This is a genomic window from Streptomyces sp. DH37 (assembly GCF_029813835.1).
Classification (GTDB): Bacteria; Actinomycetota; Actinomycetes; order Streptomycetales; family Streptomycetaceae; genus Streptomyces.
In genome coordinates this window covers 1-10,668 of record NZ_JARVKV010000109.1, presented here as the reverse complement: position 1 = coordinate 10,668, position 10,668 = coordinate 1, and the positions used below count along the sequence as shown (strand labels likewise).

Sequence of the window (10,668 nt, the reverse complement as noted above, 5' to 3'; positions counted from 1 at the left end):
GACGGGTACCGGACGCGCTCGCCCGGCGCCGTACGTCCCCACCGCGCCGGGCGGGAACGGCCCGCACCACCGGCGCGCGGCCCGGCCGTTGGCCGGTACGGGCCGCGCTATGGCCGGAAAACCGGCTTACGGCCACCGCCGTGCGGAGAAAACCACAGGGGGAGTTCCACCCCTCCGAGGCGAAGGGGGAGTCATGACCACGACAGCGTTATCCGGTGAGCGCGCCGGAACGGGCCTGGCCCTGGACAGACCGGAGGACAGGTTCCCGCTGGACCGGGGAACGGCCCCGGACCTGCCGGACCTGACCGGCCACCGGGGCCCGGCGCCGCTGGCCTTCCGGTTCCTGACCGCCACCGCCGGCTCGGGCGGTGTGCTGCCGGAGGACATCGCGTACGACGAGGAGACGCAGACCGGCGTCTACCAGGGGCTTCCGCCGGGTGTGTTCATGACCAGGAATCCGCCGAAGACCTACGGGCCCACCGAGCCCACCGGCGAACTGGACGCGCCGGACGACCCGGGTCCGAGCGACGACTGACGGCCGGCGACCGATGACGGGCGTCGACCGATGACCGCGTCCGGGACGGTCCTGGTGCTGGCGGGCCGCTTCGACCCCACCGCCGATCTGGTGGTGGAGGAGCTGAACCGGCGGGCCGTGCCCGTCTTCCGCACCGATGTCGCCGACTTCCCGCTGCGGCTGGCGCTCGCCGCGGGCATCGGGGGAAGGGCCGGGGGGCCGCAGGCCGGGAGGACCTGGAGCGGCACGCTCCGCACCGGGCGCCGGACCCTGGACCTGCGGGCCGTGCGCAGCGTCTACTACCGCAGGCCCGCCCGCCCCCGCTTCCCCGACGGCATGTCGCCGGACGCCCGCAGGGTGGCGGAGCGGGAGGCGCGACGCGGTTTCGGCGGGCTGCTCGCGGCGCTGCCGGTGCGGTGGCTGCCGCCGCCGGGCCGGGCGGCGGACGCCGAGTACAAGCCCCTGCAACTGCGGGTGGCGGCCGAGTCCGGGCTCTCCGTGCCGCGCACGCTGATCACCAACGACCCGGACGCGGCACGGGAGTTCGGCGAGACGGTCGGCGGCCGGGTGGTGTTCAAGCCCTTCACCCCCGTGCGCGGGACCGCCGGCGGAAGGCCGGTGGCGGTCTACACCAGCGTCGTCGGCGCCGGGGACCTCGCCCACCCGGACGTCACCACCACCGCGCACCTGTTCCAGGAGTGGGTGCCCAAGGCGTACGAGGTGCGGCTGACGGCCGTCGGCGGACGGCTGTTCGCCGCCGAGATCCACGCGGACTCGGCGGCCGGGCACGTGGACTGGCGCAGCGACTACGGCAGCCACAGATACCGGTTGTGCGAGCCGCCGGCGGCCGTCGCGACCGGAGTACGCCGGATGATGGACACCCTCGGCCTGCCCTACGGCGCGTTCGACTTCGTCGTCACGCCCGAGGGGGAATGGTGCTTCCTGGAGGTGAACCCCAGCGGGCAGTTCGGGTTCGTGGAGCAGGCGACCGGGCTGCCGATCACGGCCGCCGTCGCCGACTGGCTGGAAGGGAAAGGGACGTGAAGCCGCACGGGGGCGAGGGGGACGGCGAGCTCGTCGAGGCGCGGATCGGCATGGTGCGGCGGATGGACGAGGGCGGCGTGGTGCTCTCCTCCCGGATGGCCGAGGCCTTCCTGAACGTGCCGCGCCACCGGTTCGTCCCGGTGTTCTACCGCCGGGACGGCGAGCGCTTCCTCCCCTGCCGCCGCGCGGACGGGGACGCCGGGGCGTGGGTCGCGCGGGTGTACGCGGACGAGTCCCTGATCACCGAGGTGGACGGGCTCCACGCGGAGGACGCGGGGGGGCGGGCCGTCACGGGCGTGCCCACCTCCTCCTCGACCGCGCCGAGCCTGATGGCCGACATGCTCGACGCCCTCGACGTCGAGCCGGGCGCGCGGGTGCTGGAGATCGGCACCGGCACCGGCTACAACGCGGCGCTGCTGTGCCGGCTGGCCGGGGCGGAGAACGTGGTCACCGTGGACGTCTCCGGACGCCTCACCGCCGCGGCGCGGGAGCGGCTGGACGGCCTGGGCCTGTCACCGGTGGTGGAGACGGCCGACGGGGCGGCGGGCGCCCCGGGACACGCGCCGTTCGACCGGATCATCGCCACCTGCTCGGTGCGGCGCGTCCCCGCCCCCTGGATCGACCAGTGCGCGACGGGAGGGATCATGGTGGTCCCGCTCAAGGGGACGCTGGCCGGAGGGATGCTGGCCCGGCTGACCAAGCTCCCGGACGGCACGGCCGCCGGACACGTCCTGCACACCCCGGCCGCCTTCATGCCGCTGCTGTCCGGCCCCCGCCGGGCGCAGGCCCCCGCCGGCCCGCAGGACGGGCGGCGCCGGGAGACGGCGCTGTCCGGCAGCGTGCTGGACGACTGGACGTTCTCCTTCTTCGCCCAGCTCCACCTGGGCCCGGACACCGAGCGCGACCACCGCCGCGCCGCCGACGGCACGCACACCACCGTGCTGTACGACCCCGGGGACGGCTCCCGCACGCGGGTGACCGACCACGGTGGCGGGCGTCCCGGCGCGGCGGTCACCGCCGCCGGGCCCCGTGACCTGTGGGAACCGGTCGAACGCGCCCACCGGCGGTGGCGGGCGCTGAACCGCCCCCGCCGGGAGTGGTTCACCGTCCGCGCCACGTCCCGGGGCCAGACCCTGGCCTACACCACCCCCGCCGGCCGCACCCACACCTGGGAGCTGTGACGGGCCGGACGGGCCGGAGGCGCCGGACGGCCCCGCGCGTCGTCCCGGCGGAGCGGGGCGCGCGGGGCCGCGGGCAGGGTCACCGGAGCGCGGTCACGCGCCCTTGGGCTCCTCCAGGCGCGGGAACAGCACCGCGCCCTTCGTCACCGCGGAGCCCGCCGGGAGCAGGCCCCAGGTGCCGGCGTCCTGGACGCGCTGGTCGGCCAGGGCGCCCAGCGAGGTCTGCGCGCCGAGGGAGTCCCACAGCAGGCCGGAGGTGCGGGGCATCACCGGGTTGAGCAGGACCGCGCAGGCGCGCAGCGACTCGGCGGCGGTGTAGAGGATCGTCGCCAGGCGCTCCTGGGCCTCCGGGGAGGTGTCCTTGGCGACCTTCCACGGCGCCTGCTCGGTGAGGTAGCCGTTGACCTGCTTGATGAAGTCGAAGACCGCCGCGATGCCGCCCGCGAAGTCCAGCTCCTCGCCGATCCGCCGGTCGGCCTCGGCGACCGCCTTCGCCATGCCGTCCTTGATCGCCTGCTCGGCCTCGCCGTCCGCCCTGGACTCCGGCAGCAGCCCGTCGAAGTACTTGCCCACCATGGCGGCGACGCGCGAGGCGAGGTTGCCGTAGTCGTTGGCCAGCTCGCTGGTGTAGCGGGCGGAGAAGTCCTCCCAGGAGAACGAGCCGTCCTGGCCGAAGGCGATGGCGCGCAGGAAGTACCAGCGGTACGCGTCCACGCCGAAGTGCCCGGTGAGCTGCTGCGGCGAGATGCCCGTCAGGTTGGACTTGCTCATCTTCTCGCCGCCGACCATCAGCCAGCCGTTGGCGGCGATCCTGCCGGGCAGCGGCAGGCCCTGCGCCATCAGCATGGCGGGCCAGATCACCGCGTGGAAGCGGAGGATGTCCTTGCCGACGAGGTGGACGTCGGCCGGGAAGGTCTCCTCGAACTTCCTCTGGTCGGAGCCGTAGCCGACGGCGGTGGCGTAGTTCAGCAGGGCGTCGATCCACACGTAGATGACGTGCTTGTCGTCCCAGGGGATCTTCACGCCCCAGTCGAAGGTGGAGCGGGAGATCGACAGGTCGTCCAGGCCCTGGCGGACGAAGTTCACGACCTCGTTGCGCGCCGACTCGGGCTGGATGAAGTCCGGGTTCCGCTCGTAGTGCTCCAGCAGCCTCGGCCCGTACTCGGAGAGCTTGAAGAAGTAGTTCTCCTCCTTCAGCATCTCCACGGGCCTCTTGTGGATGGGGCACAGCTTCTGGCCGGCGTACTCCCCCTCGCCGTCCAGCAGGTCGCCGGGGGACTTGTACTCCTCGCAGCCCACGCAGTACGGGCCCTCGTACCCGCCCTGGTAGATCTCGCCCTTGTCGTACAGGTCCTGCACGAACTCCTGGACGCGGGCGGTGTGCCGCTCCTGCGTGGTGCGGATGAAGTCGTCGTTGGCGATCTCCAGGTGCTCCCAGAGGGGCTTCCAGGCCTCCTCCACGAGCCGGTCGCACCACTCCTGCGGGGAGACCCCGTTGGCGTCCGCGGTGCGCATGATCTTCTGACCGTGCTCGTCCGTGCCGGTGAGGTACCACACCTTCTCACCGCGCTGGCGGTGCCAGCGCGTGAGCACGTCGCCTGCGACGGTCGTGTAGGCGTGGCCCAGGTGCGGAGCGTCGTTGACGTAGTAGATGGGGGTCGTGACGTAGAACGCCTTCGCCCCCTGCTGCTCTTTTCCAGTGGCCGCCATGGGAGAAATCCTAACGGTCCGGGGCCGTGCCGCCCGCCCGTGCGCCGCGGTCCGCGGGGGGTGCCGGAGGGGGTGGGAGGCACCCGGCGTGCCGGTGCCGTCACCGAAAGGATCCGGCCGGAAGGGGCGGTCCGCCGGCCGCCGGGAGGCCGACCGACTCCATGGGCCGGATTCACCCCGCGTTCACCGTGAGGTCGCCCTCCGTCGGGCCTGCGCCCCTAGCGTCCGGACACGCGTAGACACGGAACATCCGGAGGGGACCATGCGCAAGCTGCTGCCGCTGATCGGTTCGCACCCTGGCGGGAGAGCCGCCCTGACCTGCCGCTACCGCTGCGGCGACGCCTGCTTCCACGAGGTGCCCAACACCAGCGGCAACGAGTACGCCGGCGACGTCATCGCCGCCGCCCTCTCCCGGCGCTCGGTGCTGCGCGCGGGCGCCGTCGTGGGCGTCGCCGCCGCTGCCGGGGCGGCCGGTCTCGGCCAGGCGCCGGACGTCTCCGCCGCCCCCGCCGGCGTGCCCGCCAAGGGCTGGGAGAAGCAGCGCGGCACGATCCGCGGGGCGGCCCGCGGCCTGCGCTTCGCGCCCGTCGCGCCCAACACCGCCGACGCGGTGACCGTCCCCGAGGGCTACGCGCAGAACGTCGTCATCCGCTGGGGCGACCCGATCCTGCGCGGCGCCCCCGCCTTCGACCCGGAGAAGCAGAGCGCGAAGGCGCAGGCCGGCCAGTTCGGCTACAACAACGACTTCCTCACCCTGCTGCCGCTGCGCGGCGAGCGCGGCCGCCAGGTGCTCTTCGCCAACCACGAGTACACCGACGAGCAGCTGATGTTCCCCGGCTACGACCCGCAGAACCCCACCCGCGAGCAGGTGGAGATCGCCTGGGCCGCGCACGGCCTGTCCGTCGTCGTGGTGGAGGAGGACCACCGCACCGGGAAGCTCACGGCGGTGCCCCGCCACCAGCTCAACCGCCGCTTCACCACCACCAGCGAGTTCCGCCTCACCGGCCCGGCCGCCGGGTCCGACCTGCTGAAGACCTCCGCCGACCCCACCGGCACGAAGGTGCTGGGCACCCTCAACAACTGCGCGGGCGGCACCACCCCCTGGGGCACGGCGCTGTCGGGCGAGGAGAACTTCAACCAGTACTTCGCCAACGCCGCCTCGGTCTCCGACCCCGGTGTGAAGGCGAAGCTGGCGCGCTACGGCATGAGCGGCGGGGCGACGGAGCGCAAGTGGGAGCGGTTCGACGACCGCTTCGACCTCTCCAAGGAGCCCAACGAGGCCAACCGCTTCGGCTGGGTCGTCGAGGTGGACCCGTACGACCCCGACTCCGTCCCGCGCAAGCGCACCGCGCTCGGCCGCTTCAAGCACGAGGCCGCCGAGCCGCGCCTGACCGCCGACGGCCGCCCGGTGGTCTACATGGGCGACGACGAGCGCTTCGACTACTTCTACAAGTTCGTCTCCAGCAGGCGCATGCAGAAGGGGAACAGCCGCGCCGCCCGCGAGCACAACCTCACGCTGCTGGACGAGGGCACCCTCTACGTCGCCAAGCTGACCGGCGACAGCCCGGCCGACCAGATCGACGGCAGCGGAAAGCTCCCGTCCGACGGCGAGTTCGACGGCTCCGGCGTGTGGATCCCGCTGGCCACCGGCGACGTCTCCCACGTCCCCGGCATGACGGCCGCGGAGGTCTACGTCCACACCCGGCTCGCCGCCGACAAGGTGGGCGCCACCAAGATGGACCGCCCCGAGGACGTCGAGCCCAGCCCGCGCACCGGCCGCGTCTACGTCGCGCTGACCAACAACTCCCAGCGCGGTGCGGCGGGCCGTCCCGCCGCGGACGAGGCCAACCCGCGCAACGCCAACAAGCACGGCCAGGTGCTGGAGCTGGCCGAGCACTGGGACGACCCGGCGGCCGACGGCTTCGCCTGGCGGCTGTTCCTGGTCTGCGGCGACCCGGAGGACGAGTCGACCTACTTCGGCGGCTTCCCCAAGGACCAGGTCAGCCCGATCTCCTGCCCCGACAACATCGCCTTCGACTCCTACGGCAACCTGTGGCTGTCGACGGACGGCAACGCGCTGGGCACGCACGACGGCCTGTTCGGCGTGGCCACGACGGGCGAGCGGCGCGGCGAGGTGCGGCAGTTCCTCACCGTCCCGACCGGCGCCGAGACCTGCGGCCCCGTCATCCAGGACCGGCGGGTGCTGGTCGCGGTGCAGCACCCGGGCGAGGTGGACGGCGCCAGCTACGAGAGCCCGGCCTCGGCCTGGCCCGACGGGCCGGGGAAGGTCGTGCGCCCGTCGGTCGTCGCGGTCTGGCGCAGGGACGGCCGCGGCATCGGCGTCTGATCGCGGCGCACCGGCGGCCGACTCCCCGAGAACGTGACATGTCCTCGTATGCCTGGGTCGGAACAGGGAAGGAGGAAGGCAAGGAACCGACCCGAAAGGGTGAAGACATGGAGATAACCGGCATCATCACCGCGATCATCATCGGCGTCATCGTCGGTGTGCTGGGGCGGCTGGTCCTGCCGGGCCGCCAGAGCATCGGTGTCCTGTGGACGATCGTGGTCGGTATCGTCGCCGCCCTGATCGGTACGTTCGTCGCGGCCGGGATCGGCGTCGCCGACACCCGCGGTGTCGACTGGATCGAGCTGTTCATCCAGATCGGCCTGGCCGCGGTGGGTGTCGCCGCCGTGGACCGCGCGAAGGTCCGCGCCTGACGGGCGGCCGGAGGTACGTCCGGCCCCACCTCGCCCGCGCTCCCGGCACGCGTCCGGAGCGCACCGGCCCGGCGGGAGGAGCGGCCCCACTGCCGCCTCCCGCCGGGCTCTCGGCTGTCCGGGCCGGGCCCCACCCGGCCCGGACAGCCGGCGGAGCCGGGGCGTTGCGTGCCCCGGCCCCTGCCGCCTCCGGCGCGACGGTCCCGCCCGGCTCCGTCCGATCCCACCGGGCGGGACCGGCTCCCCCGCTCCGGAGCCGGTGTCCCGATCCGGGCTCAGCCCGTGTGGTGGTCCCGCTGGAAGAGCGCCGCGTGCTCCAGCACGTCCTCCATGGGGTCGTCGATCTGCCCGGTGGAGATCAGCGCGACGGTCGGCCCGTTGTGCGACCCGTGGTGCGTCTCGTCGGCCCACGCCGTCCCGCCCGACAGCGCCACCGCCACGACGGCTCCCGCCGCCGCCCCGCACCCGCGCATCCAGCTCCGCTTCACCGTGCTTCTCCTCTCGTACCGGCCGCGGCGGATCGCCGCCCGCTGTGCATATCTGCCGGTGAGCGGAAAAGTTACGAACGGATTGTGGCTCTTTCCTATGAGGCGTCCTGCGGCGTCCTACGGCGCGCCCGGTCGCGCGCCCCGGGGAGCGTCCGTGCCGCCGGAGCCGCCGGAGCCGCCGTGCTCGAAGGCGTCCAGGATGCGGTTGACCGCGCGCTCGAACACCGCCTCGTAGTCGGCGGGGGGCGCGTCCTCCGCGATGGCCGCGGCCAGGCGCGGATACCGCCCGCTCGCCAGCCGCCCGGCCGTGTCCCATGACCGCTCCACCGCGTGGGGCAGCCGGGTGCCGGTCTGCTCGCTGTCGTCGGCGAGCGGGCCGGTGTCGCGCTTGAGCCGTTTCGGCTCGGCAGGCTCCTCCCCTCCATGAGGAGGACCCCGGCCTCCGCCGCGAGTCCGGGGCGTTCAGGTCCCGCGCGCCGGTGAACGCGGTGCCCTCCTTCCGCTCACCGGCGCCGACCGTGCTCGCGGCGGAACCGCGCGAGGTTGCCGGTCGAGCGCGGCAGCGGCTCGGGAGGGGCGGACGGTGCCCCGCCCCCGTGCCGGTCCTCGGGCGTGCGGGCCATGTGTACCGGGACCGTCCGCGGAGGACTCCGGTCCGGTCGTACGCCGCCGGCACCGCGACCGGCGGCTTCTCCGGGAAGATCACGAGATCGGCGCGGAATTGAATATTCCACGCCGGATGATGTTGGCGGGATTCCATCAGACGCCCTCGTGGGCCGACTCCTCGATGTGCTGCACTGGCCGTCGGTGTCCGGGGGAGGCGGGTGACGATGCGCCTGATGACGGCCGTGCGGGTGGGAACGTCCGTCGTCTCGGGCGTGCTGATCGGCTTGTGGGTGAACCTCTTCACCGATCGACTGTCGGAAAACGGGTACTTGACCGCCTCGATAGGGTTGGGGTGGGGCAATTTTCCGCTGTTCCTCGGTATTGCCTCCCTGGCGGTCGGTGAGGGCTTCGTGCGGAGGCAGCAGATGCTGGAACGAGACGACTTCGTGCAGCGTTACGAGCTGCTGCGGCAGCGGCAACGCCGCATCCTGGAAAGCACTCTGCGCATCATGTGCGAACTCGTCTCCCGAACCCTGGAGGTCACCTGCAACGCCCGTTACTTCGTGGCCGAGCGGGACGAGGAGGGCCGCCGCTACCTTCGGCAGGACCGCGATCTGGCGGTGCTGAACATCAGCATGCCGCGCGAGTACGGGTTCACCCGCATCTACGTCGATACCCCCCATATCGTGAGCGGGCAGGCGTACCGGGAGCGCGTTCCGCTCTACCAGGAGCTTCCGGTCGACCACAACGACCTGTACGACCCGGACGTGAGCCGCATGATCGAACCGCGGCAGAGGTGGGTGCTGGCGTGCCCGGTGCTCCGGCTCGACGCGGCCACCAACAGCCACGTCCACGGCCGGGCGCCGCACGGCGTCATCGTCTTCTACGGCACCGAGGTTCCGTCCGGTCCCGACGTCGCCGACCGCGTTCGCGTCAGCCTCGACTACACGCAGCAGTTCGCCGAACAGATGTCGCACATCCTCAACATGCTGGAGCTCTCTACCGCATCGGAGATGGCCGATGAAGGAGATACCGCAGGAGCTGCCTAGCTCGGTCTGCTTACGGGTGACGCGCAGATGCAATGTCGCCTGCGCGTTCTGCCAGGCGCCGCCCACCGGTCGAAGTGAGCTGTCCGTGCGGGAGATCGGGGAGATCTCCCGCTTTTTCGCGTCCGGTGGCGCGAGGACGGCGAAACTCGCGGGAGGCGAGCCGACGGTGCGGAAGGACCTGCCCGAGATCATCGCCGCCGTCGCCGGCGCCGGGCTCAGACCCGTGGTCACCACCAACGGTTTCGTGGTGTCCGCCCGAGCCATGGACGCCTGTGCGGAACACGCGGGCGAGTTCAAGTTCAGCATCCACCGGCCGTCCGTGCGCAACGACGAGGTGCTGCGCCGTAAATCCTTCGGGAGTATCGAGAGGAATCTCGCCGAGGTGGTGCGTAGAGAAATCGGGTTATCGATAAATTCAGTGGTTGCTCCGGGTGGCCTGAGTGTCATGGACGAAATGGCTGGTTTCGCTTGTGAGCGGGGTGCGCGAAAGATAAGTTTCATCCCCGTGGTGTCCCGGGGGCGAGCCAACGGAAAGAAGGAGTTCTCGTTCCGTTCCGAGGAACTGGGGGAAGTGCTCGGCCGCGTACGGGAACTGGCGCGGGTGTACCGAGGGCGTATGGATGTGCGCTGCATCGACATCAGGTCCCGGGACTACTGGATCGTGGAGAACGACGGGTCGCTGTGGATCGAGCGAGCCACCGAGGACGCCGATGTGCGTATCTGCGGAAAGGAATCACTGATGTCCACCCCGAGAACGCGCCCAGTGGAGGCGGGATGACGGCCCGGGAGATCGACGAGGGGATGCGGAGGTGCGTCCGGCTGGCCCGTGAGGCGGCGCTTTCCGGGAACTACGGACTGGGGGCCGCGGTGATCCGGGACGGTGTGGTCCTCGGGGAGTCGGGCAGCGGACTCGTCCAGGGCCATGACCCGACCGCGCACCCGGAGGTGCAGGCCATCCGCCGGGCGGCCGAACGGGTCGGCTCGCGTTACCTCACCGGCGCCTTCCTGCTGTCGACGCTGGAGCCGTGCCCGATGTGCACCGCCGCCGCGATCTGGGCGAAGATGCGCGGCATCGTCTTCGGCGCCACCCAGGACGACGCCCGCGCATGGGTGTCCGGGCATCCCGACGAGACGTTCACCTGGCGGCAGATCGACATCCGGGCCCGTGATGTGGTGTGGGCCGGGCACCCGCGGCTGGAGGTGCACGAGGGGGTCCGCCGGGAGGAATGCCTGGAACTCTTCGCCCTCACCGCCCGGCAGGCCCCGGTGGGCGGTGCGGCGGGACGCCGCTGAACCGGCGGCCCCGGACGTGACCGGGCTCGGCCGGACGCACGTGAGCGGCCCGCCCCACCCGGGGC

At 72.3% G+C, this 10,668-nt stretch carries 11 protein-coding genes; 8 read left to right on the top strand and 3 right to left on the bottom strand.

From position 1 onward, the window contains the following. The first annotated feature begins 193 nt into the window (after positions 1-193). From QC029_RS29600 to QC029_RS29590, 3 genes are read left to right on the top strand one after another with little or no spacing between them, the layout of a single operon-like run. Complete coding sequence (locus QC029_RS29600) at positions 194-535, top strand: hypothetical protein (protein ID WP_279558926.1); 342 nt, start codon at positions 194-196, stop codon at positions 533-535. Positions 536-565: 30 nt separating this feature from the next. After that, on the top strand, positions 566-1,558 hold the full coding sequence (gene tgmB, locus QC029_RS29595; RefSeq protein WP_279558925.1) for an ATP-grasp ribosomal peptide maturase: 993 nt from the start codon (positions 566-568) through the stop codon (positions 1,556-1,558). After that, positions 1,555-2,739, top strand: a complete 1,185-nt coding sequence (locus QC029_RS29590; RefSeq protein WP_279558924.1) for a methyltransferase domain-containing protein — start codon at positions 1,555-1,557, stop codon at positions 2,737-2,739. Before tgmB ends, QC029_RS29590 begins: the two co-directional genes overlap by 4 nt. Before the next feature lie 93 nt (positions 2,740-2,832). Here QC029_RS29590 and metG read toward each other — a convergent pair whose 3' ends face one another. Next, complete coding sequence (metG, locus tag QC029_RS29585; protein WP_279558923.1) at positions 2,833-4,449, bottom strand: methionine--tRNA ligase; 1,617 nt, start codon at positions 4,447-4,449, stop codon at positions 2,833-2,835. A gap of 262 nt (positions 4,450-4,711) precedes the next feature. Here metG and QC029_RS29580 point away from each other — a divergent pair, with 262 nt between their 5' ends. Both QC029_RS29580 and QC029_RS29575 read left to right on the top strand, forming a co-directional pair. Further along, complete coding sequence (locus QC029_RS29580) at positions 4,712-6,796, top strand: PhoX family phosphatase (RefSeq protein ID WP_279558922.1); 2,085 nt, start codon at positions 4,712-4,714, stop codon at positions 6,794-6,796. 107 nt (positions 6,797-6,903) lie between these two features. Then, positions 6,904-7,167, top strand: coding sequence for a GlsB/YeaQ/YmgE family stress response membrane protein (locus tag QC029_RS29575; RefSeq protein ID WP_279558921.1), 264 nt, complete (start codon positions 6,904-6,906; stop codon positions 7,165-7,167). Between the two features lie 275 nt (positions 7,168-7,442). On the opposite strand, the gene QC029_RS29570 is transcribed toward QC029_RS29575, so the two are convergent. Then, a complete protein-coding gene (locus QC029_RS29570; RefSeq protein ID WP_279558927.1) occupies positions 7,443-7,640 on the bottom strand; it encodes a hypothetical protein in 198 nt (65 codons plus the stop codon). Between the two features lie 132 nt (positions 7,641-7,772). After that, positions 7,773-7,982 (bottom strand): hypothetical protein, encoded by a 210-nt coding sequence (locus QC029_RS29565; protein WP_279558920.1) that lies wholly within the window; start codon positions 7,980-7,982, stop codon positions 7,773-7,775. Between the two features lie 497 nt (positions 7,983-8,479). Here QC029_RS29565 and QC029_RS29560 point away from each other — a divergent pair, with 497 nt between their 5' ends. Genes QC029_RS29560 through QC029_RS29550 form a run of 3 tightly spaced genes read left to right on the top strand, consistent with a single transcriptional unit; the run spans position 8,480 to position 10,603 of the window. Further along, positions 8,480-9,310: a hypothetical protein gene (locus QC029_RS29560; protein ID WP_279558919.1), complete on the top strand. Its 831-nt coding sequence runs from the start codon at positions 8,480-8,482 to the stop codon at positions 9,308-9,310. Then, positions 9,282-10,088, top strand: coding sequence for a radical SAM protein (locus QC029_RS29555; RefSeq protein WP_279558918.1), 807 nt, complete (start codon positions 9,282-9,284; stop codon positions 10,086-10,088). The genes QC029_RS29560 and QC029_RS29555 overlap by 29 nt, the downstream gene beginning before the upstream one ends. Next, the gene (locus QC029_RS29550) at positions 10,085-10,603 is read left to right on the top strand and encodes a nucleoside deaminase (protein ID WP_279558917.1); all 519 of its coding nucleotides are present in this window, start codon (positions 10,085-10,087) and stop codon (positions 10,601-10,603) included. Before QC029_RS29555 ends, QC029_RS29550 begins: the two co-directional genes overlap by 4 nt. The last annotated feature ends 65 nt before the right edge of the window (positions 10,604-10,668 follow it).